This is a genomic window from Phytobacter sp. V91 (genome assembly GCF_965644225.1).
Taxonomy (GTDB): Bacteria; Pseudomonadota; Gammaproteobacteria; order Enterobacterales; family Enterobacteriaceae; genus CBFFRJ01.
The window spans coordinates 1-26,619 of sequence record NZ_CBFFRJ010000070.1 but is presented as its reverse complement, the minus strand read 5'-3'; the positions used below and the strand labels follow the sequence as shown (position 1 = coordinate 26,619).

Annotated in this window: 17 protein-coding genes and 3 pseudogenes; 15 read left to right on the top strand and 5 right to left on the bottom strand. The window is 55.5% G+C overall.

The genetic code is table 11. The annotated features are described in order from the left end of the window. The 12 genes and pseudogenes from ACSZO4_RS15085 to ACSZO4_RS15030 all read left to right on the top strand — a co-directional run. Positions 1-3,108, top strand: a 3,108-nt coding sequence (locus tag ACSZO4_RS15085) for an Ig-like domain-containing protein (RefSeq protein WP_437889867.1), incomplete at its 5' end; no start/stop codon positions are given. A gap of 31 nt (positions 3,109-3,139) precedes the next feature. Continuing rightward, complete coding sequence (locus ACSZO4_RS15080; protein ID WP_437889866.1) at positions 3,140-4,126, top strand: TolC family protein; 987 nt, start codon at positions 3,140-3,142, stop codon at positions 4,124-4,126. Positions 4,127-4,141: 15 nt separating this feature from the next. Beyond that, complete coding sequence (locus ACSZO4_RS15075) at positions 4,142-4,657, top strand: TolC family protein (protein WP_437889865.1); 516 nt, start codon at positions 4,142-4,144, stop codon at positions 4,655-4,657. Then, complete coding sequence (locus tag ACSZO4_RS15070; protein WP_437889864.1) at positions 4,654-5,457, top strand: efflux RND transporter periplasmic adaptor subunit; 804 nt, start codon at positions 4,654-4,656, stop codon at positions 5,455-5,457. The genes ACSZO4_RS15075 and ACSZO4_RS15070 overlap by 4 nt, the downstream gene beginning before the upstream one ends. Continuing rightward, entirely contained in the window at positions 5,454-6,773 is a 1,320-nt protein-coding gene (locus tag ACSZO4_RS15065; protein ID WP_437889863.1) for an efflux RND transporter periplasmic adaptor subunit, read from the top strand. Before ACSZO4_RS15070 ends, ACSZO4_RS15065 begins: the two co-directional genes overlap by 4 nt. Continuing rightward, complete coding sequence (locus ACSZO4_RS15060; RefSeq protein WP_437889862.1) at positions 6,773-8,875, top strand: HlyD family efflux transporter periplasmic adaptor subunit; 2,103 nt, start codon at positions 6,773-6,775, stop codon at positions 8,873-8,875. Before ACSZO4_RS15065 ends, ACSZO4_RS15060 begins: the two co-directional genes overlap by 1 nt. 77 nt (positions 8,876-8,952) lie before the next feature. Further along, positions 8,953-10,617: a methyl-accepting chemotaxis citrate transducer gene (tcp, locus tag ACSZO4_RS15055; protein ID WP_437889861.1), complete on the top strand. Its 1,665-nt coding sequence runs from the start codon at positions 8,953-8,955 to the stop codon at positions 10,615-10,617. A gap of 244 nt (positions 10,618-10,861) precedes the next feature. After that, positions 10,862-12,877 (top strand): annotated as a pseudogene (tssD, locus tag ACSZO4_RS15050) (type VI secretion system tube protein TssD). Between the two features lie 71 nt (positions 12,878-12,948). Next, the gene (locus tag ACSZO4_RS15045; RefSeq protein WP_437889868.1) at positions 12,949-13,572 is read left to right on the top strand and encodes a DUF2931 family protein; all 624 of its coding nucleotides are present in this window, start codon (positions 12,949-12,951) and stop codon (positions 13,570-13,572) included. 81 nt (positions 13,573-13,653) lie between these two features. After that, positions 13,654-14,349, top strand: coding sequence for a DUF2931 family protein (locus tag ACSZO4_RS15040; protein ID WP_437889860.1), 696 nt, complete (start codon positions 13,654-13,656; stop codon positions 14,347-14,349). Between the two features lie 81 nt (positions 14,350-14,430). After that, on the top strand, positions 14,431-15,111 hold the full coding sequence (locus ACSZO4_RS15035) for a DUF2931 family protein (RefSeq protein ID WP_437889859.1): 681 nt from the start codon (positions 14,431-14,433) through the stop codon (positions 15,109-15,111). Positions 15,112-15,192: 81 nt separating this feature from the next. After that, a complete protein-coding gene (locus ACSZO4_RS15030) occupies positions 15,193-15,888 on the top strand; it encodes a DUF2931 family protein (RefSeq protein WP_437889858.1) in 696 nt (231 codons plus the stop codon). Positions 15,889-16,046: 158 nt separating this feature from the next. Here the strand turns inward: ACSZO4_RS15030 and ACSZO4_RS15025 are convergent, their stop codons facing one another. The 5 genes and pseudogenes from ACSZO4_RS15025 to ACSZO4_RS15005 all read right to left on the bottom strand — a co-directional run bounded on the left by ACSZO4_RS15025 (position 16,047) and on the right by ACSZO4_RS15005 (position 22,997). Next, the gene (locus ACSZO4_RS15025; protein ID WP_437889857.1) at positions 16,047-17,429 is read right to left on the bottom strand and encodes a glycoside hydrolase family 28 protein; all 1,383 of its coding nucleotides are present in this window, start codon (positions 17,427-17,429) and stop codon (positions 16,047-16,049) included. 222 nt (positions 17,430-17,651) lie between these two features. Beyond that, a pseudogene (locus ACSZO4_RS15020) lies at positions 17,652-17,996 on the bottom strand (MFS transporter); the annotation flags it as partial. A 7-nt stretch (positions 17,997-18,003) separates the two neighbouring features. Next, positions 18,004-18,848 (bottom strand): IS5 family transposase gene (locus ACSZO4_RS15015; protein ID WP_437889856.1). Its coding sequence is split into 2 segments (ribosomal slippage): positions 18,004-18,503 and positions 18,503-18,848, totalling 846 coding nucleotides; the frame shifts between segments, so codons are not numbered across the junction. Positions 18,849-18,905: 57 nt separating this feature from the next. Next, positions 18,906-19,835 (bottom strand): annotated as a pseudogene (locus ACSZO4_RS15010) (oligosaccharide MFS transporter); the annotation flags it as partial. A 54-nt stretch (positions 19,836-19,889) separates the two neighbouring features. Further along, positions 19,890-22,997 carry a beta-galactosidase gene (locus ACSZO4_RS15005; RefSeq protein ID WP_437889855.1) on the bottom strand — a complete coding sequence of 1,036 codons (3,108 nt, stop codon included), beginning with the start codon at positions 22,995-22,997 and terminating at the stop codon, positions 19,890-19,892. 203 nt (positions 22,998-23,200) lie between these two features. On the opposite strand from ACSZO4_RS15005, the gene ACSZO4_RS15000 reads away from it, so the two are divergent. The 3 genes from ACSZO4_RS15000 (at position 23,201) to ACSZO4_RS14990 (ending at position 26,510) form a co-directional block, all read left to right on the top strand. Further along, positions 23,201-24,271, top strand: coding sequence for a LacI family DNA-binding transcriptional regulator (locus tag ACSZO4_RS15000; protein WP_437889854.1), 1,071 nt, complete (start codon positions 23,201-23,203; stop codon positions 24,269-24,271). A gap of 207 nt (positions 24,272-24,478) precedes the next feature. Continuing rightward, positions 24,479-25,450 carry a DUF1852 domain-containing protein gene (locus tag ACSZO4_RS14995; RefSeq protein WP_437889853.1) on the top strand — a complete coding sequence of 324 codons (972 nt, stop codon included), beginning with the start codon at positions 24,479-24,481 and terminating at the stop codon, positions 25,448-25,450. A gap of 28 nt (positions 25,451-25,478) precedes the next feature. Next, positions 25,479-26,510 (top strand): methionine synthase, encoded by a 1,032-nt coding sequence (locus tag ACSZO4_RS14990; RefSeq protein WP_437889852.1) that lies wholly within the window; start codon positions 25,479-25,481, stop codon positions 26,508-26,510. The last annotated feature ends 109 nt before the right edge of the window (positions 26,511-26,619 follow it).

Here is a 26,619-nt window from a genome sequence, read left to right as displayed (position 1 = left end):
TTGGGCGGCTCATGGTTTGTCGGCGCCTTTGAGGCGCTCACCCTAAAGCCTCCGGCTCTGCCGGAGGATACTTACTCGGGGGTTACGGACAGGGCCGGTAACGCCGGGTTTGGTAACACCAACTCGCTGAATTATTCCATTAATACCCAGCGCCCGGTGGCGAGTGTTGTGGTGGCTGACTCGGCGCTGGCTATCGGCGAAAACTCGCTTGTAACCATCACCTTCTCGGAAGCGGTGATCGGATTTACAAACGCTGATTTGACCGTGGAGAACGGCTCGCTCAGTACTGTGACCTCTCAGGATGGCGGTATCACCTGGACGGCAACCTATACGCCGACGGCGGGCGTCAGCGATGCCACCAGTGTTATTACCCTGGACAATAGCGGGGTCGCTAATGCCGACGGCAACAGCGGCTCGGGCATTACCGTCTCCAACAATGTCGCTATCGACACTCTGCGCCCGACGGCGACCATTGTGGTGGCCGATAGTACGCTGGCGGCAGGGGAAACCACCCTGGTCACCATCACCTTCTCTGAAGCGGTAACGAACTTTACCACCGCTGATTTGCTTGCGCCGAACGGCACGCTGAGCAATCTGATGAGCAGCGATGGCGGCATCACCTGGACTGTGACCTTAACGGCGAACGATAACGTCGACTCGGCGTCTAACACCGTTTATCTCAATAACGCCGGGGTCAACGATCTGTACGGTAATGCCGGAACCGGGCTGAGTATTTCGAACAGCTATGCGATAGATTCTCAGCGCCCAACCGCTACCGTTTCGATGGCTGACACGGCACTGACGGCGGGTGAGACCTCGCTTGTGACCATCACCTTCTCAGAGCCGGTAACCGGGTTTAGCAACGAGGATTTGACCGTGGGGAACGGCACGCTCAGTGCAGTGACTTCCCAGGACGGCGGTGTGACCTGGACGGCGACCTTTACGCCGAACAGCGGTGTGCGCAGCCCGCTGAATCTGATAACCCTGGATAATTCGGGGGTTACGGACAGGGCCGGTAACGCCGGGTTTGGTAACACCAACTCGCTGAATTATTCCATGAATACCCAGCGCCCGGTGGCGACCGTTGTGGTGGCTGACTCGGCCCTGGCTATCGGTGAGACTTCGCTTGTAACCATCACCTTCTCGGAAGCGGTGATCGGATTTACAAACGCCGATTTGACCGTGGAGAACGGTACGCTCAGTACCGTGACTTCCCAGGATGGCGGTATCACCTGGACGGCAACCTATACGCCGACGGCGGGCGTCAGCGATGCCACCAGTGTTATTACCCTGGACAATAGAGGGGTCGCCAATGCCGACGGTAACAGCGGCTCGGGCATCACCGTTTCCAACAACGTCGCTATCGACACCCTGCGCCCGACGGCCACTATTGTCATCGCTGACACTGCACTGACAGCAGGGGAAACCACTCAGGTCACCATTACCTTCTCTGAAGCGGTAAACGGCTTTAGCAATGCGGATCTGCAGGTCGAGGGAGGCACACTAAGCCAGGTAACCTCCAGCGACGGCGGTATTACCTGGACGGCAACCTTTACCCCTGAGGCAAACATTACCCGTACCGGCAACCTGATCACCCTGAACAACAGCGGCGTACAGGATCAGGCGGGCAACAGTGGAACGGGGACAACTGCCTCCAACAGTTACGCTATCGACAGCGCGTTGCCGCAGGCAACCGGGCTGACGCTGCTGGCGCCAGACTCGGCGCAGACCCTGACCTGGCAACTGGATCTGTCTGAGGCAGTCAGCGGGGTGGACATCAGTGATTTCAGCCTGGTGACCACCGGCGATATGCAGGCCCGCATCGCCTCCATTACCGCCATTAGCCCCGGGCGCTATCTGATTGAGGTCAGCGGCGTGACGGGTGCCGGTTCCGCGCAACTGGTGCTCAATAGCCAAAATAGCGGGATTCGCGATACGGCGGGGAACGCCATTGATGGCGGGATCGCCGGTGAGGTCTATCAAAACCATGCCCCGACCAGCAGCGGCATCAGCGCGCAGACGGTAGCTGAAGACAGCACTCTGAGCTTCACCATTCCGGCGAACGCCTTTAGCGACAGCGACAGAGGCGACAGTCTGACCTACCGCGCCACCCTTGCCGATGGTTCACCGCTGCCTGCGTGGATAACCTTTGATGCCGCCACCCGCACTTTCTCCGGTACGCCGGACAATGCGCTGGTGGGTAGCTTTAGCCTGCGGGTAACGGCGACCGATCAGCATAATGTGCAGGTCGCCGCCGACTTCACCCTGACGGTCACCAATACCAATGATGCGCTGACGGCCAATAACCTGAGCGATATCACCGTCACGGCCGGCGATGCCGTAAGTATTGCAATTCCGGCAACGACCTTCAGCGATGTGGACGCCAGCGACAGCCTGACCCTTAGCGCCACGCTTGCCGATGGCCGAGCGCTGCCGGGCTGGCTGCGCTTTGACCCGGCAACCGGCACCCTGAGCGGTAACTCTGCGGGCGTCAGAGCCGCAGACTTGCTTATTCGGGTCATCGCCACCGACAGCGCCGGCGCCAGTGCGAGCAGTGATTTTACGCTCCATGTGCTGGCCGGGAACCAGAACGATGGCGACCCGCAGTTCCGCATGACCGGCGGCCGCCCCCTGCCGGGGATGATGGACGAGCGCACGGGCGATCGCAGCCAACTGACACTGCTCAGTATACCGGTCGCAGGGGTGACGTTGCCGGGCGTTTCTGAGGCGCCGCCTGCGGGTGCGCTGCGTGACGTGACGCCTGAGATCTCAGCGCTGGCACAGGCCTTCGCGAACAATGCTGTCACCCTGTATGCGCCGAATATCAGCCGTACAGAGGTGGTCGATATCACCCAGCCGCCTGTCGGACATACCACCGTCACTGGCGTCTTCGGTGGAACCGGAATGCCAGGCAATAGCGAACTGCAAATCTTCACCGGCGACAGCTGGCAGCACGTCATGCCAGACAGTATTGCGCCGAACAATGCGCCGTCATCGGTGTTTGGCGCACCGGTGTTCAGTATGCAACTTAAGCAACTTAATGATTCACAAGAAGAACAGATAGCGTCCCTCGAAGGGGCATTACAAAACATCAGGCCGTCAGCGTAAACGGCAGGTAAGGACAAGGTAAACACACACTATGCAACGATGCTTAAAGTTTTTTGGACTGACCATGATTGCGCTGGAAGTAAGCGGCTGTGCGGTATCGACGAAACCTGTCGATCGGGCCGCCAGCCAGCAACGCGCGCAGGCGGATATCAAGGCGATGTTCAGCCAGCAGGAGCCGGTTAAAGGCCCGATCACCCTGCAGGAAGCCACTGCCAGGGCGCTGAAGTACAACCTTGAAGCGCGCCTGAAGGTGATGGAAATGGCGCTGGCGGAGAACCAGGTCTCGCTGGCGCGCTTTGATATGTTGCCAAAACTGGCCGCCGATGCCGGTTATGTGACCCGCGACAACTACAGCGCCTCGAGCAGCCGCAGTATTCAGTCCGGCAACCAGTCGCTGGAACCTTCCACCTCGCAGGATAAAACCCGTCGCGTAGGGGATCTGACCATGGTCTGGAACATCCTCGACTTTGGCGTGAGCTACGTCAGCGCGCACCAGCAGTCGGACAAACGCTGGATCGCCGAAGAGCGTCGCCGCAAAGTGGTCCACACCATCGTCCAGGACGTGCAGTCTGCTTACTGGCGTGCAGTGGCCGCAGAACGTCTGCTGGCGCGCATTGATGCGCTGATCGAACGCGTTAATATGGCGCGGGAAAACAGCGAGAAGATGACCACCGAGAAGGTGGGCGACCTGGTGGAAGCTTACAGCTACCAGCGCGCGCTGCTTGATGCTTCCCGTCAACTGGAAGAACAGCGCCGTGCCTTGTCACTGGCGAAAACCGAGCTGGCAACCCTGATGAACCTGCCGCTGGAAACCCGGTACACGCTGGCATTGCCGAATGAAAACCAACTGACTGAACCGACTCTCAATGTGCCGTTCAGCACCCTTGAGAACGCCGCCCTGGTTAACCGCCCGGAGCTGCGTGAAGAAGATTACCAGACGCGGATCAGTGCGGCGGAAACCCGCAAATCAATCCTGCGCATGCTGCCAGGCGTGGAGTTCTCGGCGGGCGGCAACTAAGACAGCAACTCATTTTTGGTTAACCAGAGCTGGATTGATGCCGGGGTAAAAGTGACCTGGAACCTGTTTAACCTCTTCTCCGGCCCGGCGGCGTATAAGGTTGCACAGGCAGGAGAAACGGTTGCCGAGGCGCGCCGTCAGGCAATGTCGATGGCCGTGCTGGCGCAACTGTATGTGGCCCGCGCCAACTTCAACGAAGCCCAGCGTCAGTACCGTACCGGTAAAGAGCTGCAAAAGCTGGATGCGGCGATCCTCGAACAGCTTAACAACCGTTATAAAGCGGGCAGCATCGGTGAACTCCAGTTGATTCAGGGCGAACTGAATGCGGTAAATACCTCATTGCGCAATGATTTGGCCTATGCTGAACTGCGTAACTCATGGGGACAAATCTTTATCACCGCCGGTCTAGACCCGCTGCCGCCATCCCAACAGGTGAGCGATATCCCGTCCGTTGAGCGCGCCCTGGCGCAGACGGAAAAACACTGGGAAAGCGGTGCCGTGACTGACACAACGACAGAGAACACCAAGTGAAACGTCAAAGGTTAACAGGGTTGCTGGCTTTATTGCTGGCAACACCGCTGTATACATTTGCGGCCACCGGGCAACAGGCGGAGGGCGAACTGCAGCTCGATCCGCCTGCGGCCCCTGCGCAGGCGTCCGAAGAGAAAGGTCGTGATGCGCGCGGGGTACTGCGGGCGGTGGATCAGGCAACCCTGTCCAGCGAACTGAATGCGCGCATTGTCGAGATGCCATATCGCGAGGGCGATCGTTTCAAAAAAGGCGATCTGCTGGTGCGCTTTGACTGCTCGGCTTACCAGGCGCAGCTTGCGGCGTCTCAGGCCGCCATGCGGGCCGCGCAGCAGGAGCTGAATCAGAACCGACAGCTGGCGGAGATGAAGTCCGTCGGCCGCACGGCAGTCGGGCTGTCGGAGGCTAAACTGGCGCAGTCGGCGGCAGAAAGTCAGGTTTACCAGATCCAGACCACCCGTTGCCGGGTGCTGGCGCCCTTTGACGGTCAGGTGGTGACCCGCAAGGCGCAGGTGTCAGAATTTCTCGGCCAGGGGATGCCGCTGCTGGAGGTGGTCGATAACAGCCATCTTGAGATTTACCTGCTGGCGCCGTCGCGCTGGCTCTCCAGCCTGAAAGCCAAACAGACTTTCACCTTTGTGCCTGATGAGACCGGCGTGCCTTTGCAGGCGGAACTGCTGCGTACCGGGGCGCGGATTGATGAAAGCAGCCAGACTATCACCCTGATCGGCAAGGTTACGGGTCCGGCGAGCGGACTGATTGCCGGGATGAGCGGCAGCGCCCGCTTTACGGAGTCGCAGTGAAGACAGCGACAGCCACCGGCCCTGAGCAGGTGTTCGCCCGTTTATTGCAGCTCGAACGTCTGGCGCGTCAGGCCGAAACCAGCGAGAAACTGGGCTGGTCGATGGTTAATGACAGCCAGAGCCTGTTTGGTTTTCGCCATGCGGCCCTACTGATCAACGGACGGGTACAGGCGCTGACCGGCGTCTCGGTTATCGATCCCCACGCGCCTTTTGTCGCCTTTACCGAACGCGCCGTCCGGCAACTGGCGGCCAAAGACAAAGTGGCGCAGGCCACAATGGTGGACGCCAGCTTGCTTGACGATGACACCCGTCAGGCGTGGCAAAGCCTCAGCGCCGCGCAGGCGGTCTGGCTGCCGTTGAAAAACCGCAAAGATGAGGTGTTCGGCGGCTTATGGATTGCCCGTGACGCCCCCTGGCAGGAGAGCGAACTGTTGCTCGCCGTGCCGCTGGCGGAAAACTGGGCCCATGCCTGGCAGGCGCTCGCCCCGCGCAGACCCTGGCGTAGCGGGCGCAGGAAAAGCAAACTTATCATTGCCGCCGTGGCGCTGCTGGCGATACTGCTGATCCCGGTCAGGCAGTCGGTGCTGGCCCCGGCAGAAGTCGTCCCTCTGGGCGGGCTGGTGGTTACCGCGCCGCTGGACGGCGTAATAGCCCAGCTCAATGTGCGGCCTAATCAGCCGGTACACAAAGGCGATCTGCTGCTGCGCTTTGATAACACGGTGCTCAAAGCGCAGACCGAGGTGGCGGAACGCGCCCTGGGCGTGGCGGAAGCGGAACTGCGCACCAGCGCACAGCGGGCGTTTGGCGATGCGGAATCGAAAGCCAAACTGGATCTGCTGGCCGCCCAGGTCGAACAGAAACGGGCGGAACTGGCCTGGTCGCAGGACCTGCTTACGCGCAGTGAAGTGCGGGCAGGGCGCGACGGTATCGCCGTCTTTGCCGATGCCGATCAGCTGCGAGGAAAACCCGTCAGTACCGGGGTGCGCCTGATGGAACTGGCCGACCCGCAGCAGGCGGAGCTGAAAATTGAACTCGACGTCGGCGATGCGATTAACTTCCCGGATAAGGCCGACGTGGCGCTGTTCCTCGACAGCGATCCGTTACAACGTCACGACGCCCGTCTTGAACGTATCGCCTATGAATCGGCCCTGACTCCCCAGGGTAGCCTGGCCTGGCGACTGGATGCGCGCTTTGCCGACAACGCGCCGCGTATTGGGCTGCGCGGTACGGCAAAGATCTACGGCGAACGGGTGCCTCTGGCGCTTTATTTGCTGCGAAAACCGCTGGCTGCGCTGCGTAAAGCGGTGGGGATCTGATGGCCGTACTTCCCGCACTCCGTGAAGATTTGCAGCTCAGCCCCGCCCCGGACGCGCTGGACGGCGCACCCCAGTGGACGCTGGTGGATGTGCTGGCCGGGCGCTATTTCAAACTGAGCGGCAGCGCCATTCGCCTGCTTCGTCACTGGTCGCTCGGGGAAGAAGAGCAGGTGCTGGCGGCGGCCAACCGGGAGACCGGCATCCCGCTGGGTAACGATGAACTCCAGGGCCTGCTGCGCTTTTTGCGCGCCAACGATTTGATTGTCGGCAATGATGAAGAACAGCGCGCCAGCTATGGCCTGAAAGCCGGTGCGCGGCGTAAAGGCGTACTGACGCAACTGCTGCACCAGTACCTGTTTTTCCGCATTCCTCTCTGGCGTCCGGATCCCTTTTTAAATAAGAGCTGGCCGGTGCTTGCCCGCCATGGCGGCTGGCTGCTGCGTATTGTGCTGCCGCTGATGCTGCTGGCCGGGCTGTATCTGCTCAGTCGCGACTGGCCGCGTTACCGGGACTCTTTCTCCTGGCTGTTCAGCCTTGAGGGGGCGGCGGCGTTTGGCGTAACCATGGTGTTCGCCAAGTTCACCCATGAACTGGGGCATGCCTGGATGGCAAAGCGGATGGGCTGCCGGGTGCAGAGCATGGGCGTTGCCTTTGTGGTGATGTTCCCGATGTTTTACACCGATGTAAGCGATGCCTGGCGGGTTCGTTCCCGGACTGGACGCCTGTTAATTGGTTCCGGCGGAATGCTGGCGGAACTAATCCTGGCGATTGTGGCGCTGCTGGCCTGGTCGCTGCTGCCGGAAGGGCCGCTGCGCACTGCGGCATTTTTGCTCTCCAGCGCCAGTTGGCTGACGACGCTTGCGGTCAACCTCAATCCGCTGATGCGCTTTGATGGTTATTTTATTCTCAGCGACTGGTGGCAGGTGGACAACCTGCAGGGCCGGGCCTTTGCGCTATGTCGCTGGCGTCTTCGCGAAGCCTTGTTCGGCTACGATGAACCGCCGCCTCAGCGCTGGTCGCCACGGATGCAGCGTCGTCTGCTGCTGTGGGGCTATGCCTCCTGGCTGTGGCGTTTCTTTCTGTTTCTGGGTATCGCGCTTGCGGTCTACCACTATTTTTTCAAACTGTTGGGTATCTTTTTGATGGCGGTTGAAGTGAGCTGGTTTATCGCCCTGCCGATGGTGCGTGAAGCACAGCACTGGTGGCAGCACCGTCTGCGCGCCCGCAGAGGTAAAGTCTTACGCAGCGCGCTGGGGCTGGTGCTTATCCTGCTGGTGCTGTTTGTGCCCCTGCGTCGGCAGATTGAAATCCCGGCGCAACTCGAAGCCGGGCGGGTCAGTACGCTGTATGCTCCGGTTGCCGCCCAACTGGTGACGCTCAACGTGCGCGACGGCGAACGGGTACAGGCCGGGCAGTTGCTGCTTACCCTTGATGCGCCGGATCTCAATGCCCGGCTGGCGATTGCCCGCCAGAAAATCGCTATTTTACAGCTGCAATTGCGCCGTCAGGCGGCCCTGCGGGACACGGTGGCAGACTCGCTGATCCTCGAGCAACAGCTTGCCGAGTCGCTGGCGGAACATCGCGGTCTGACCGCCCAGCGTAATCGTCTGGAAATTCGCGCTCCTGCCAGCGGCGTGGTACGCGATCTGGAGCGTAACCTGGTCGCGGGGCGCTGGCTGACCGTCGATCAACCTCTGGTGCGGGTGGTGAATACGGGCGAAGGACGCCTGCGCGGTTATCTGGAAGAGGGCAATCTCGGGAGGGTTGTGGCCGGTGAAAGCGGGCGCTTTATTACCGACGATCCCGGACGTGAAGCGCTGGAGGTGCAGCTACAGGGGGTGGATCCGACCGCCTCGCCCTTTATTGAACGAGAAGCGCTGACCTCCGATCACGGCGGCCCGGTGGCGGTGCGCAGGGACGCAGAAAAACGCCCGCGTCCGATTCAGGGCTGGTACGGCGTCGATATTACTCTGAGCGATGGGCAAAAGCCCCCAATGCAGCCCCTGCGCGGGGTGGTGGTGGTCAAAGGCAAACCGGAATCGCTGTTCAGCCGCCTGTGGCGACGTATTGCGGTTGTGGGTATCCGCGAAAGTGGCTTTTAGCGAAAAAGTTATCATAAAGTTAATTTTTTCTATGTCGATAAATATTGAGCAATCTCGCTACCCCTCGGATCATGGATATGCTCAAAAATATACGCGTTATCACCGGCATCATTATCGCACTGTCGGTTTTTTGTCTTCTTCAACTGGTCACCGGTGGGCTTTTCTACTCTGCGGTCAACAATGACAGAGTGAATTTCCAGAACACCGGTGTTCTTAGCGCCCAGCAGGAAAACCTTAGCGACAGCGTCAACACGCTGATCAAAACACGCGTCACCGTGACCCGTGTAGCCATTCGTTTTTTGAAAAATCAACGCGATCCGGCTTCACTTGCCAGTATCGATAAACTTCTGACCGCGGCTTCTGACTCTCTGGGCAAGGCCGAAGGCTATTTCAACAACTACAAAAGCACACCACGCGTGGCGGGGCAGAATGCAGCTCTGGCCGATGAAGTTTCGCAAAATATCGGCAAAATGCACGATGTCCTCCAGCAGTCGGTGACCTTCCTGCGGGCAAATAATTACGAAGCCTATGGCAATCTGGATGCGCAGCAGGCGCAGGACGATATGGATGCCAGCTTTGCTAAATGGCGCACCGAGAACAACACCTTCCTGCAGGCTGCGGCCCAGCAAAACCAGAACAGCTTTACCAGCATGCAGTGGACGCTGGGGGTGATTTTGCTGGCGGTGATTGCGGTTATGGTGGTCATCTGGCTTGGTCTGCAACATCTGCTGCTTAAGCCGCTGCACAGCGTGATGGGGCATATTCGCGCCATTGCCGGGGGCGACTTAACCCAGAGCATTTCGGCCCAGGGGCGTAATGAGATGAGCCAACTGGCGGCAGGTTTGCACGAGATGCAGGTTTCGCTGGTGCATACCGTCAGTTCGGTGCGCAACAGCTCGGATTCGATTTACACCGGGGCGAGTGAAATTTCCACCGGCAACAACGATCTCTCTTCCCGTACCGAGCAGCAGGCGGCCTCCCTGGAAGAAACAGCAGCCAGTATGGAGCAGTTGACTGCCACGGTGAAACAGAACACCGACAACGCCCGTCAGGCATCGCATCTGGCGAAAAATGCGTCTGATACCGCCGCGCGCGGGGGGCAGGTGGTGAGCGATGTGGTGCGCACCATGAGCGAGATCTCCAGCAGCTCCCAGCAAATTGCGCAAATCACCAGCGTGATTGATGGCATTGCTTTCCAGACCAATATCCTGGCGCTGAACGCCGCGGTGGAAGCCGCCCGCGCCGGTGAGCAGGGTCGCGGCTTTGCGGTGGTGGCAGGGGAAGTCCGTACCCTGGCGAGCCGCAGCGCCCAGGCGGCGAAAGAGATCAAAACCCTGATTGAAAACTCCGTCAATCGCGTCAACTCTGGCACTACGCTGGTGGCTGAAGCGGGCGATACCATGAAAGAGATCGTCAATGCCGTTACCCGCGTCACCGATATTATGGGGGAGATCGCCTCCGCTTCGGATGAACAGAGTAAAGGGATTGAGCAGGTCAGCCTCGCGGTGTCACAAATGGACAGCGTAACCCAGCAGAACGCCTCGCTGGTGCAGGAGTCCGCTGCGGCTTCCGCAGCGCTTGAAGAGCAGGCCGAGCAGTTGCGCCAGGCCGTTGCGGTGTTCCGCGTTAACGGTTCCGCTACTCTGCTGAAAAGCAAACCCGGCAAGCCTGCGGCAGCGCCGCGTGTCGCCGTTGCCGCCTCCGGGCCAGCCGCCAGCGACAGCAACTGGGAAACTTTCTAAGCCTGAAATAAACGCCGGGTAGCGCAATGTTACCCGGCTGTTCTCCAAATTCTACTAATACCTTTCCGTTTAAATAATAATTGATTTTCTTGTTCATTTTTACGATTGAGTCATTCAGTGATTGTATTTATGGGGAGGTGTTTGCTTGCTGAAAAAATAATATCTGCATGCCTTTCTTGCTGTTAATATAATTCCGTTTTATCAGGGGTTTTATATTTCCAGATTATGGAAAGGATGCCATTTAATGAGCGACATTATTTATCTGACAATAAACGGTGTATTGCAGGGCGCAATATCCGCTGGCTGCGGTACGCCGAATTCCGTCGGTAATCGTTACCAGACCCACCATCAGGATGAGATCTTTGTTTTCAGCCTGCAGCAGGGCACCAGCCGCACGCCGGTAGAGCTTGAGCCTCAGACGCTGACCTTCTGCAAAATGCTCGACAAAAGCTCGCCGCTGCTAATGCAGGCCATCAACAATAATGAGTCGCTGACGCTGTCTTTTGACTTCTGGCGGATAAACCGTTACGGCCGACAGGAAAAGTATTATCACATTGAACTGCGCGGGGCATCGGTCCGCAGAGTTTATCTGCAGGTCGTTCAGGATGCGATCGACCAGGAATATATTTCTGTCGATTATGATTATATTCGTTGTCGACATCTTATCGCCAGCACGGAGTTTTACTGGCTGGTCACGCCGGATAATTATAATAAAATGTTTACGCCACCTGCCACAGGCAAACCGATAAAAACACTGGAAGTAATCGAACCGGTAAAAAAACCGGAGGTACGCAAGGTGACCCTGGTGCTGGGGATCTTCTTCGACGGTACGGGAAATAATGCGGTCAATACGCAAAATATGCTGGAAGCCTGCACGGCGCAGCATTTTGATATCAACGCGCCGGATGCCGCCAGCATTCTGGTGCGCACGGCGAAAGAGCAGATGGGGCTTAGCGGAACCGGGGCCACCAGCTATACGGGATATCATACGAATATTCACTGGCTGAATGAGTTGTATGTGAATATCTTCCCGTCTGACAGTAATTATCTGCAGCGTGCGATTTATATCGAAGGGATCGGAACCCGGGCCGGAGAGCCGGACAGCGCGCTGGGGTTAGGTTTGGGGATCTCCGATACCGGGGTGATTGCGAAAACTGACGATGCGGTTAAAAAGATTGCGCAGAAAATTAAAGAAGCCCTTAAGGAACGGGCTACGGATATTGAGGTTTGCGCTCTTAAGTTCGATATCTTTGGCTTCAGCCGCGGCGCGGCAGCCGCCCGGCACTTTGCTAACCGGGTACAGCAGCAGGACAGCGCGATAATCTCTGCTATCCGTCAGGGAATGGAGGGTAAACGCTATACTGGCGCACCCGCTGGAAAAAACCGCTTTATCGGCCTGTTTGACACCGTTACTGCCGTGGGAACGCCGCTCAACGGTCTGAACCCGCACAGCGCGGATACCGGAGAGGTCAATATCCGTCTGCGGCCCGGCGTGGCCGACCGGGTGTTCCAGATCACCGCCCGCCATGAGTGCCGGTTTAATTTCGCGCTCAACAGCGTCAGGCTTGGCTGGCCGGAGCTTGCGTTGCCCGGGGCGCACTCCGATATTGGCGGCGGCTATCTGCCGCAGGAGCGTGAAGATCTGTTCCTCACCCGCCCGCAGGCTGAAACCGTGGCGCTCAGTCAGCCAGTCGGGCAGTCCCGCGTTTACCGCCAGGCGATAGCGCAGCTGCCGGAGCTGGAAGCCTCGCCGGCCATCGCGCCCTTTATTCGCAATAATCCCATCGCCGCCGAGGTCTGGGCAGATGAACGGATGCCAACCGACCACTAGGGGCAGATGCAGAAGCGCAGCTTTGCCGCGCTGACGCTGCGAAAGCGGATAGTACGCAACGACTGGGCGAAGGTATCGCTCAGGGTAATGATTGCCGCCGCGGAAGAGGCGGGCGTGCTGTTTATTCCCATACCCGACAAAAAAAATGAACTGCATCTCCCCGCCGATCTGAGTGCGCTGAATGCAAAAGCCATTGCCATGGGGCAGGCGGTACGCAGAGGAAAACCTGGGGATACATTCAGCGACGAGGAAGTCGATTTACTGGCTGCCCGATATCTTCACTGTTCCGCCAACTGGAATGCCATCAAGGTTGACGAGCAGGGGGAGATTCAGGGCGGGATGTCAGCGGTGGAGCCGATCGGCTTTATTAACCGCCCGGATGAGAACTGGCAGCGCACGGTTTATACCATGGAGGGGAAAAAGAAATGAGAGTTATACCGGTAATGTCACTATGTTTACTGCTGTTTGTTACCGGCTGCTAGAGCAAGCCGTCGCACCCGCTGCAGTCGCGGCAGGCCGCGGAGGGGGACTGGTCGCTGCCTTATAAACAGTGGTATTTTTACTTTTTCACGCCCTACACGCTTTACGCCGATGTGTCATACACCCATATGATTGATACCGATGGTTATCTGTATCGATTTTTTACTCTTGATTGGGCGCGTAGCAAATCCGGCGTCAGAGGAACATGGGGAGACAAAAGCCGTACAGGCAAAAGCCTGAGGTTTAATAAGGCCAAAAAACCGCCGCAGTATATGGCTTTCTGCTGGGACTCCGTCATCGACAGAAAAACCTACGAAACCCATATCGTCTTTTCGCCCGACACCTGGCGGCGAATGAAAACGCCCGCAGACCATTTAGATAATTACAATGAGACGGTCTGGTACAACACGCTGCTGATTGGTCTGGCTCCCGAAGGTAAAGTCCAGCTGTGGCTGCAGGATGTGGGCGGTTATCCCAATCTGCCGGTCAAACCCATTTCCCTGACCACCCGCTCCGGTGATGAGATGGATATCTGTAAAAATATCCCCACTAAAATTGATTTTTCCTACGACATCCCGGATGGCTACGATGCTGAAACGAAAGAATTTATCAAAGGCAAAACATACCCCTATGGCGACTGGTAAGGGATAACGGGTGGATCAGATTATTAACCGCCCGGATGAGAACTGGCAGCGCACCGTTTATACCATGGAGGGGAAAAAGAAATGAAAGTTATACCGATAGCGTCACTATGTTTACTGCTGCTGGTCACCGGCTGCCAGAGCAAACCGTCGCACCCGCTGCAGTCGCGGCAGGCCGCGGAGGGGGACTGGTCGCTGCCTTATAAACAGTGGTATTTTTACTTTTTCACGCCCTACACGCTTTACGCCATGGTGTCATATGCCCATGTGATTGATACCGATGGTTATCTGTATCGATTTTTTACTCTGGATCGGACACAGAGCGATCCCAATGTTAAAGGCACATGGAGTGAAAAAAGCTACAGAAGCAGCATGAGATTTAACAAAGTAAAAAAACCACCGCAGTATATGGCCTTCTGCTGGGACTCCGTCATCGACAGAAAAACCTACGAAACCCATATCGTCTTTTCGCCTGACACTTGGCGGCGGATGCAGATGCAGGCCGATCACCTGAGTTCTGCCGGACGCATTGTCTGGTACAACACGCTGCTGATTGGTCTGGCTCCTGAGGGTACAGTCCGGCTGTGGCTGCAGGATGTGGGTGGTTATCCCAATCTGCCGGTCAAACCCATTTCCCTGACCACCCGCTCCGGTGATGAGATGGATATCTGTAAAAATATCCCCACTAAAATTGATTTTTCCTACAGCATCCCGGATGGCTACGATGCTGAAACGAAAGAATTTATCAAAGGCAAAACATACCCTTATGGCGACTGGTAAGGGATAACAAGATAATTCGGTTGTTAACCGCCCGGATGAGAACTGGCAGCGCACCGTTTATACCATGGAGGGGAAAGAGAAATGAGAGTTATACCGATAGTGTCACTATGTTTACTGCTGTTTGTCACCGGCTGCCAGAGCAAGCCATCGCACCCGCTGCAGTCGCGGCAGGCCGCGGAGGGGGACTGGTCGCTGCCGTATAAACAGTGGTATTTTTACTTTTTCACGCCCTACACGCTTTACGCCATGGTGTCATACGCCCATGTGATTGATACCGACGGTTATCTGTATCGATTTTTTACTCTGGATCGGACACAGAGCGATCCCAATGTTAAAGGCACATGGAGTGAAAAAAGCTACAGAAGCAGCATGAGATTGAACAAAGTAAAAAAGCCACCCCAGTATATGGCCTTCTGCTGGGATTCCGTCATCGACAGAAAAACCTACGAAACCCATATCGTCTTTTCGCCCGACACCTGGCGGCGAATGAAAACGCCCGCAGACCATTTAGATAATTACAATGAGACGGTCTGGTACAACACGCTGCTGATTGGTCTGGCTCCCGAGGGTACAGTCCGGCTGTGGCTGCAGGATGTGGGCGGTTATCCCAATCTGCCGGTCAAACCCATTTCCCTGACCACCCGCTCCGGTAATGAACTGGAGTTATGTAAGGACATTACGCGACATCCTGATGGATATACCTGGTTTGGTGAGACGCCAGAGTTTGTAAAGGGCAAAACATACCCTTATGGCGACTGGTAAGGGATAACGAGCGGAGCAGGTTGTTAACCGCCCGGATGAGAACTGGTAGCGCACCGTTTATACCATGGAGGGAAAAAAGAAATGAAAGTTATACCGGTAATGTCACTATGTTTACTGCTGCTGGTCACCGGCTGCCAGAGCAAGCCGTCGCACCCGCTGCAGTCGCGGCAGGCCGCGGAGGGGGACTGGTCGCTGCCTTATGAACAGTGGTATTTTTACTTTTTCACGCCCTACACGCTTTACGCCGATGTGTCATACGCCCATGTGATTGATACCGACGGTTATCTGTATCGATTTTTTACTCTGGATTGGGTACAGAGCGATCCCAATGTTAAAGGCACATGGAGTGAAAAAAGCTACAGAAGCAGCATGAGATTTAACAAAGTAAAAAAACCACCGCAGTATATGGCCTTCTGCTGGGATTCCGTCATCGACAGAAAAACCTACGAAACCCATATCGTCTTTTCGCCTGACACCTGGCGGCGAATGAAAACGCCCGCAGACCATTTAGATAATTACAATGAGACGGTCTGGTACAACACGCTGCTGATTGGTCTGGCTCCTGAGGGTACAGTCCGGCTGTGGCTGCAGGATGTGGGCGGTTATCCCAATCTGCCGGTCAAACCCATTTCCCTGACCACCCGCTCCGGCGATGAGATGGATATCTGTAAAAATATCCCCACTAAAATTGATTTTTCCTACAGCATCCCGGATGGCTACGATGCTGAAACGAAAGAATTTATCAAAGGCAAAACATACCCTTATGGCGACTGGTAAGGGATAACAAGATAATTCGGTTGTTAACCGCCCGGATGAGAACTGGCTGCCAGAGCTAAACGTCGTCCCGCTGGTACTAAGTGTAAAGTCCGCATATAAAAGGACAGACTGCATGCACAGCGATCGTCACTTTGCCGCAGCTGTCCATAAATATCCGGTTACTCGTGAACGATGGCGCCGGCGTCTTGCTTAATCTTCGGACCTTCTTTCACTTCCAGCTTAAGACCTTTGGTCTCCAGTTCGGCGTTACGAATGCGCAGACCCTGGACGGCTTCAATGCTGACATTGGTAAAATGGAAACCGCTGAGCGGCGCTTCCGGGGTGCCAATAATATAGGCTGCCGCTTTGCTATCGCCGGTGGAAGTTAAGTTTTCCACGGTGATATTACTAAAGTGCGGCGTTTTATATTTGTCGAATGGCTGTTTCGGGTCGCTGTCCGCAGGATAGATCTGCTCGCCGAGGGTAAAACCGCCCGCCTGAAGTAACTTCTCGACTTCAGCCTCGACAATGGGCGCTGCTTTGTAATAGGCGGAGAAGACCAGCGGCACCTCGACGTTGTGCATTTTGGTATTGCGGTAAACGATGTTTTTCACCTCGCCGCCCTTACCGCGCGGGCTTTTAATCCGAATACCGTACATCGAACCTTCAAATGTGTTGTTTTCCACCAGCACATTATTAACCCCGCCGGCGCTTTCACTGCCGATAGAGATCCCGCGCCCTTGCTTCAGGGTGTTATTGGCAATATAGATGTTATCCACCACGCCATCCGGGAATCGCGGATCGGCTTTCTCAGCCTTGATGGCGATATGATCGTCGTTACAATCGATGTAGTTGTTGGTAATGCGAATATTCTGGCTGTCGATGGGATCGATGGCGTCGGTATTTGGCGCATGCCACGGCGAGAGAATACGGGTGCCGTTGATATCGACATCGTGCGAGTAACGGGTCACCACGTGGAAGCTGGGCGAATGGGTGAGGGTGACACCGTCGATAAGCACGTTACTGGCACGCTTAATGTAAATCAGACGTGGCCTGTCGGTACCGCCTTTTTTCCCGGTAGCGCGGATGTTTTCCCGCCAGCGCTCCCACCACACTGCGCCCTGACCGTCAATAGTACCTTCCCCGACGATAGCAACGTTTTGGGCATCGGCGATGCTGATAAACGGCAGCCAGCCGTTTTCCGCTTCGGCATATTTGGTTTTTTCATCAGCCCGATAAGCGTCCACTTCGGTTGACGCAACGAGGGTGGCGTCTTTTTCCAGCTTCAGTTGAATATTACTTTTCAGAAACAACGGGTTGGTTAAAAAGTTGCCTTTGGGTATCAGTACGGTACCACCGCCAGCGGCAGCGCAGTCATCAATCGCTTTTTGAATAGACTCGGTATTGAGCGCAATTTGCAGGCGATGACCTTCTGCGCCGTACTGGGTGACATTACAGACTTTATCGGGAAACTTAACGGCGCTTGCCGCCTGTGCGGCGTGAAGAGGTAAAAGACCGACCGCAGCAGCAGCGGCCCACAGAGGAAGAGAACGAGGAGACATCAAGATATCCTTTTGGTTTTTGGTATGTGGTTTAGTAAAATAGCACCGCCATTTCATTTTTGTGAGTGTGACGATCACGCTTTCCAGCATGTTGTTGCTTTGCCTGAAAATGGTGATGATATTTTGGGCGAATGACTGAGTGTGGCGATAAGGTATCAGCAGGCCGAGCAGAGGGTATTATCAGAAATGTTATAGCCCGTCTTTCATGACGGGCTATTTATGTCAGGCTGCGCTGTTATACCCGGTCGCCGGCAGCAGTGTTTTACTCCCTTTGAGCGTAAAGAGGGAAATAACCGTAAAGCACAGAGTGATACTGCCCAGGATCAGATAGGCCTGATGGAAGCCAACGGTGTCATACATCCGTCCCACCCACGCCGACAGCACAACCCCGGAAAGTTGTTTCGATAAATTAAAGCCAATCAGGAACAGGGTCGCTGAAAGTTTGGGGTTAAATGCCGAAGAGATGTATTTAAAGGTGCCTACCAGCAGGAACGGAACCTCAAACATATGCAGCATTTTTAAGATAACCACTTCTACAGCGGAGCTGGCGAATGAAGAGCCTAGGCCGTGTCCCTTAATTACATAACCTTTTATAAAACAATCGGATACAACCCAGTTTCACCATCGCCAGATAATTCCTCGCCGTTTTGTCGTAACGTGTGGCAATGCGGCGGTATTCTTTCAGGCGACCAAAGCACCTCTCAACAACGTTGCGATTACGGTAAGCTTCACTATCGAGTGGTGAGCGACCATCTGTGGCCATTTTTTCATTGGATTTACGCGGGATGACTGCTTTTATCCCTCTTCTTTTCAGTTCGTTACGTAACGCATGCCCGGAGTAGGCTTTATCAGCCAGTACTGCATGACCACGGCGCTTCATACTTCCGTTCTGGCGCTGAACACCGATACCGTCCAGAAGACGTTGTGCAAACCGGCTTTCGTGAGCCTGACCGGGACTCAGTACGATGTTTAACGGCAGACCACTTCCGTCTGTCGCCAGATGGATTTTGGTGCCAAAACCACCGCGAGAGCGACCCAGCCCATTATCTCCGGTGATATCGGGATGTTTTTTTGCGCACCGGCAGCACATTTCAGCGCCCGGATATTGCTACCATCCAGTGCAGTGGCCGACCAGTCCACGAGGCCATGTGCATCCAGAGCTGAAAGTAACTTGTTGAAAATAATGTTAATCACACCCGATTTTGACCAACGGTTAAAGCGGTTATAAACGGTCTTCCATGGGCCGTACCGTTCAGGTAAATCGCGCCATGGCGCACCTGAACACAGCACCCAGAACATGCCGTTGATAATCATACGATGCTCCGCCCACGGACGCCCGGCCCGTGGAGAGGCAGATTCTGCTGGCAGAAAGGGTTGGATGATAGTCCATGCTTCATCGGGAATGTCGTAGCGAGCCATAGTTCAATATGTTGTGGAAACAGACAGTTACTATAACTCAGGTGATTAAGGGACACAGCCTAATATCCGCACCGACATAATTATCCCGGCGGTTAACAGGGCATTTTTGGCGCCAATCCGGTTTACGATCGCCGGGGCGCAAAACATAATCAGCGCATTGAGTAATTCACCGCCGGTGGTGACGAAACCAAAGACTTCGGTCCCACGCTGTGGGCTGGAGAAAAAGCCTTTAAAGAAGTTGGCAAACTGCTGGTCGAAAACGTCATAGACGCTGGCGACACCCACAACGTAAACAATAAAACCCCAGAAGCGCGGCATGCGCAGCAGTTCGGCGGCCGTCCGCAGGGAGAAGGCCTGACGGTTGGCGCCCAGCGCGTCGATAACCTGTTCGCTGTTACTGCTTTCAGGTCGCGACATCCACAACAATACGCCGAGGATCAGCGCAAAACCGGAGGCGATCCAGAAGGTAATATTAGGGTCGATACTAAACAGAATACCGGTTATTGACGCACACAACGCCCAGCCAATACAGCCGGAAACGCGCACCTTACCGTATTCAAAGCGGTTACTGCGGCTGACGCGCTCAATATAGGCTTCTACCGCGCCGGAGCCGCTGGAAAAAACAATCCCCAGATAGATCCCGCCCGCCAGTGCGCCGACAATAATATTCATCTGCAGCAACGGCGACAGGACAAAAATAAAGAAGGGGGCAAACAGGATCAGTAACACCGTTATGGTCCATAACAGATGTTTACGTAATCCCAGCTTATCTGAGATCAGGCCAAATACCGGCTGAAAAATAATGGCGAACAGCGAGATTGAGGAAAACACAATCCCTGTTTCTGTTTTGGTTAAATGGTTAACTTCCGCCAGCCAGACCGGGAAGAAGGGATAATAGGCCGACATAATGAAGTAGTAGAAGAAAAAGAACAGCATAAAGTAGTAGAAATTATGCCGTTCTCTTGGTGCGAGTTCAGAGAGTTTCATGGTGACTGTTCCATTGTATTTATGTTTATTATTGGGGGCCTGTGCCCCCGTCAGTTACTGGAAATGGATCCTGAGCTGATATTGCCATTGTGTGTCGAGCAGCAACCAGCGCGGCAGCACGCTGGGCGTCCAGGAGTCATCCCCGCCGATGCCCATATGCCGGGCATCGAGGGTTATCCAGACGCCGTTTTCCGGCTGCATCCGGTGCCAGTGATCGGTCTCCATTAATTGCCTGGTGCTGTAAGGCTGGACGGAGAAATGGAAATCCCCCGTCACGTGCCAGCGTCCCCAGTCCAGGGCTAAGGTGTCGCAGCGCAGTCCATTTTCGGTTGGGAAAATGTACGGCGTGGTCATCTCCGAAAGCGGTCGTTCCCAGCGGGAGAAACAGGCGCTGGTGCGACGATCCGGGTAATTCTCATGGGGGCCAAAACCCAGCCAGCTAACGGGTTGGTTCTGGTCGTGGATCTGGAAGTTCAGCCCGGTGCGCGCCAGAGGCGGCAGCGTACCGGCCCGTTCACCCTCAATGGCCAGATGCAGTTTTCCCTGCCCGTCAAAGGTCATTCGCCAGTGGCTGACGATGACCACGTCGTCACCGCGCAGATAGTGCCAGCGGCTGTCAATCACCACTTCATGAGCCAGAGACCGGGCCTCACACTCAACGCAGCGCGCGATGAGGTTATAAAGACCAGCGCTTTTCCAGCGCTCAACCCAGGCGTTGGGATCGATGCGCTCGACTTCGCTGACGCCAATGTCATTGTCCAGCGGCGCGCGAACAAACTGGTCACGCAGCGGGGTCAGCAGTTGTTCCACTCCATCTACCTGCCAGTGCGTCAGGAGCCCGCTCTGCCTTTCGATAATCCACTGCTGGCGGCCACTGATAACCGTCCATTCCAGCTCGCTGCTGTTAAGTACCGGCGCCTCGCCTGCAGGAGTCGCAACCGGCAACACCAGCGGCGTGTCGAGGGGGAACTGCTGCCAGGCGACGCGGTGGCAGGCGTCAGACCAGGCGGTAGCCTGCGGCTGGATAACCTCCAGTGTCAGCCACACCTTGCTGGCGCCAGCTGGCAGCCTGAGGTCTTCGCACAGGGTCAGTTCGCAGTAACCTTCAGGGGCGATTTCCAGCTTCACGTTGCCGTCAGCAACGGTTTCTCCCGCCGCCTGAATCTGCCAGTGCAGCGTTTCGTTATCCGTTGCGCGGAACAGATATTCGCTGCTGATGCGGATACGCAGTGGGTTTTGCGCCAGCAGGGCAAACTGGAAATACTGCTGCGCATGTTTGGCTTCAATTAATGAAGGGTGAGAGCGGCGGTCGGGAAACACCAGACCATTCATACAGAACTGACGATCGTTGGGTTTATCGCCAAAATCCCCGCCGTAGGCCCAGCCCACGCTGCCATCATCGAAGGTTTTGCTGATGGCCTGATCGGCCCAGTCCCAGATAAAGCCGCCCTGCAGACGCGGATAGTCACGAAATGCCTGCCAGTAATCGGCAAAATTGCCCAGACTGTTGCCCATCGCATGGGCGTATTCGCTGAGGATCAGCGGCCGCTGTTCACCCGGCATACTGATCCACTTTTTGATCCCCCATTTCGGCACCGCCGGAACAGGCAGATCGCTGTCAACGCGGGCATACATCGGGCAGACAATGTCGGTCGTGGTGCTGTTCGCACCCCCGCCTTCATACTGAACCGGGCGTGACGGATCGTTACGTTTCAGCCAGTGGTACATGGCTTCATGGTTGCCGCCGCCGCCGGACTCATTGCCCAGCGACCAGATGATAATCGACGGATGGTTACGGTTATTTTGCACCATCCGGGTCACGCGGGCGCTCCAGGCCGGGAGCCAGGCGGGATCGTCGGAGAGGCGGTTCATCGGCACCATCCCGTGGGTCTCAATGTTGGCCTCATCCACCACGTACAGGCCATAGCGGTTGCACAGCTCATACCAGCGCGGCGTATTCGGATAGTGGGAGCAGCGAACCGCATTGAAGTTGTTCTGCTTCATCAGCAGAATGTCCTGCACCATATCCTCTTCGGTGACGACCTGGCCGCGCAGGTGGTGATGCTCGTGACGGTTGACGCCACGGATCAGCAGCGGTTTGCCGTTCAGCTTTAACAGCCCGTCGCTGATTTCCACCTGCCGAAACCCGATATCCCAGGCTTCCGCTTCAATTAGCTCATCCCCGCGCCATAACGAAACCACCGCCCGGTAGAGGTTTGGCGTTTCCGCACTCCACAGTGCCGGGCGCTCAACCGCCAGATGCATCATGGCGCGTTCGCCATAGTTGCCGCGCTCATCAATAATCGGCGATCCAGGCTGCTGCTGCTGGCAGGCGACCTGCTGGTTGCCCTGCCACAACTCAACTTTTACCCTCAGCTCTGCAAGCTGCGGCGTCGGTGCGGCGAGGGTGACATTTACCGCCAGTTCGCCGTCGCGATACAGCGCATCAAGCTGCGGTGTGAGCTGAACATCGCTCAGGTGCAGGGTCGGTTTGTTCAGGAGCCAGACGGAACGGAAGATCCCGCTCATGCGCCACATATCCTGGTCTTCAAGCCAGGTGCCCGCGCTCCAGCGCATCACCATGACGCAGATCCGGTTGTCGCCCGCCCGCAGGTAAGGGCTCAAATCAAAGGCGGCAGGCAGGCGGCTGTCCTGGGAGTAGCCAACCCAGGCCCCGTTACACCACAGATGAAAGGCCGAGTTCACGCCATCAAAAATAATCTGCGTCAGCCCCTCGCGTTGCCAGTCCGGGTCGAGACTAAAGGTTAACGCGTAGCAACCGGTCGGGTTCTCTTCCGGCACCCGTGGCGGGGTGGTGTCAATGGGATAACGCACATTGCTGTAAATGGGGGCGTCATAGCCTGCCAACTGCCAGATAGAGGGAACGGGGATCGCGCTGCTGTCCGGCAGATCGCTTTCCAGCCAGCGGGCGTCAACCTCAAAGGGGCTGCGGGCATACGAAAATTGCCACTGACCATCCAGCAGTCGGCGCTGAGCTGAAGCCAGGTTGTCTTTTGCCGAGGCAATATCACGCCAACTGGCAAATGTCGGGTGGGCTGCCAGACGGTTAAGGTGGGTAATGGTCTGATTTTGCCAGTCTTCCCGGGCAAGCACGTCATGAAACTGGGGACCACGGGAGGTGTTGCGATCGTTATGTTGCATATGCATACCTGATGGATAAATGAAAATGTCATTCGCTAGACAAGTTGGGTGTGTTATCAGATATTTTGTTTGTGGCCACAATATCAGCGAAACTGAAACTCATTGACGATCACGAAACACCGGGAAAAGGGCGAATTTTTGTCGTCTTTTAGACATAAAATGTTAGCGAGCGACATTGTTAACAAAACGTGAGGGAGAGCAATATGCAGCGCCGTACGGCAACCTTAGAAGATGTGGCCCGGGAGGCCGGCGTCTCTGAACAAACCGTTTCCCGGGTGCTCAACAAACCCGATGTGGTGTCTGAACGGACCCGGGAGAAGGTCATCCGGGCCATGCAGGCGTTGCACTATGTGCCTAACCGTTCTGCTCAGCTGCTGGCGGGGAAATCCGCGCCGTCAATTGGCCTGATTACGGCCTCGTTAACGCTGCATGCGCCCTCGCAAATTGCCGCCGCGATCAAGAGTCACGCCAGCGCTCATCAACTGGAAGTGGCTATTGCGATGCCGGTGCTGGCCGATTACGCCTCGTTGCAGGCTCGGTTGAATGAGTTTCGCGCGCAGAATATCCGCGGCGCGATTATTAATCTGCCGCTGGAAGGGCATATTGCTGAGAAGCTGGTCAGCGAGAATGCCGATATTTGCTGCCTGTTTTTAGATATCTCGCCGGAGACCGATGTCTGTTGCGTGCGCTTTGATCATCTTGAGGGCTGCGGAGCCTGCATCAGTCATCTGTGGACGCTGGGGCATCGGGAGTTTGGCTTGCTTGCAGGACCTGAGAGTTCGGTCTCGGCCAGGATGCGCCTCGGCAGCTGGCGCGAAGCGCTGCACCGGCTTGGGGTCAGCAACGCGGTAACGGTATTTGGCGACTGGAGCGCGGCCAGCGGCTGGCATAAAGCATTCGAGCTGTTACACCAGTATCCACGGATCAGCGCTATTGTGGTGGCGAACGATCAGATGGCACTTGGGGTGCTGAGCGCGCTGGCACAGCTTAATCGCACCGGCAGTAAGGCGATTTCCGTCACCGGCTATGACGACACCGCAGACAGCCTCTATTTTCAGCCGCCGCTGACCACTGTCGCGCAGGATTTTAATAAACTGGGCAAACGGGCGGTCGAGCTGTTGCTCCAGCAAATGGCCGCCCCGCAGATGCGGATCCGCGAGCTGCTGCCAACGCGACTGGTCGTCCGCCAGTCCACCTGGCCCTGCGGCGGCGAAAGCGGCGATGGGCGAGGGGAGGTTATTGCGCAATTAAAAACGCTGGTGGAAAAACTTTGACCTGCTCCGGAACATGAAGACCGCTCATGTTGCAATGAAATTAAGTCACTTCCCCTCATCCGGCGACTCTGGCATAAATTAAACAATATTAACGTATTGGCAACATGGAAATGGTCGAATAAAAAGCCAGAAAACACAATAAGTTAATTCTGGTCTCCCGGCCATTCAGTTTCCTTTTCATGTCAGAACTCAGGGTGCAGGATCGCGATGAATAAAGATTTTACATTTACCATCAGCAGCAGTGTGTTTGATGAAAATTACAACCCCTCAAAAGATACGCGTATTACGACGAACTTTGCCAATTTAGCCAGAGGGAAAGACCGCCAGCAGAACCTGCGCAATACGCTGGCGATGATTGACAATCGCTTTAATACCCTGGCCTGTTGGGATAATCCTAACGCCAGTCGTTATTCTGTCGGGCTTGAAATCATTTCGGTGGCGATGAATATTGCCGGTAATACTTTCCCGGCCATCGAGATCCTGAAGACCAGTATTGTTGATAAAAAAACCAATCAGCGGATCGAGGGTATTGTCGGCAATAATTTCTCTTCTTACGTGCGCGATTATGACTTTAGCGTCTTGCTGCTGGATCATAATAAAAACCAGTCCGGATTCAGCATTCCTGAAGGATTTGGCGATTTGCATGGCAATATCTTTAAAGCTTTCGTTGGCTCAGAGGAGTACCAGGCGCATTTTCAAAAATCGCCGGTCATATGCCTGAGCGTGTCGAGTAAAGATATCTATCAGCGTACCGGCAATCAGCATCCGATCCTGGGCATTGAATACCAGCCGGACGGCACTTCGCTGACGGAAGCCTATTTTAATAAAATGGGCTTACAGGTGCGCTATTTTATGCCGAAAAACAGCGTTGCGCCTTTGGCCTTTTATTTCTTCGGTGATTTGCTGAGTGATTACACCAATCTGGAGCTGATTAGCACCATCAGTACGATGGAGACTTTCCAGAAGATTTACCGGCCTGAGATTTATAACGCCAACGCGGCCGCCGGGCAATTCTATCAACCCAACCTGAACCACCAGGACCACTCATTAACCACCATTGTTTACGATCGGGAAGAACGTAGCCAGTTGGCTATTGAGCAGGGGAAATTTACTGAAGAGCACTTTATTAAGCCTTACAAAAATATTCTTGAAAACTGGTCAACCCATTGCGCTCTTTGACTAACCAATAATAAAAGGTCACCTGTATATGAAAACATTGCTTCCCACTTCGACGGCGGGCAGTTTGCCTAAACCATCATGGCTGGCGCAACCCGAAACCCTGTGGTCACCATGGAAATTGCACAATGAGGAACTCATTGAGGGCAAACAGGATGCGCTGCGTCTGTCGCTGGATGACCAGCTCCGGGCTGGCATTGACATCGTGAGCGATGGCGAGCAGACGCGTCAGCACTTTGTCACCACCTTTATCGAACACCTGAGCGGGGTGGATTTCGAGAAGCGTCAGACCGTCAGAATTCGTAATCGCTATGATGCAAGCGTACCCACGGTGGTTGATGCGGTGGCGCGCCAAAAGCCGGTGTTTGTTGATGATGCGAAATTCTTGCGTCAGCTCACCACGCAACCCATTAAATGGGCGCTGCCTGGGCCAATGACAATGATCGATACCCTGTACGACAACCATTATAAAAGCCGCGAAAAACTGGCCTGGGAATTTGCAAAAATTCTTAATCAGGAAGCCAAAGAATTAGAGGCGGCGGGTGTCGATATTATTCAGTTTGATGAACCGGCATTTAATGTCTTCTTTGATGAAGTGAATGACTGGGGGATCGCCGCGTTAGAGCGCGCCGTTGAAGGGCTTAAATGTGAGACCGCTGTCCATATTTGCTATGGCTATGGGATCAAAGCCAATACGGACTGGAAAAAGACGCTGGGCTCGGAATGGCGACAATACGAAGAAGCCTTCCCTAAACTGCAAAAATCGACCCTCGATATTATTTCGCTGGAATGTCATAACTCGCGGGTGCCGATGGATCTGCTGGAACTGATCCGCGGGAAAAAAGTCATGGTTGGTGCCATCGATGTGGCAACCAATACCATTGAAACCGCCGAAGAGGTTGCCAGTACGCTGCGAAAAGCTCTGCAGTTTGTCGATGCAGACAAGCTCTATCCTTCGACCAACTGTGGTATGGCTCCGTTATCCCGTAAGGTGGCAACCGGGAAGCTTAATGCGTTAAGCGCAGGGGCGGATATTATCCGCAAAGAGCTGCAGGCGAAATAACGTTCAAACCGGGCTGTAAGTTCCCTCTCCCATTTTGGGGAGAGCAGCTGTGTTTAAAGTCAATGGGTGGCAGCTAACCTGCCGCCCATTTTGTATTGTCACGCACCAT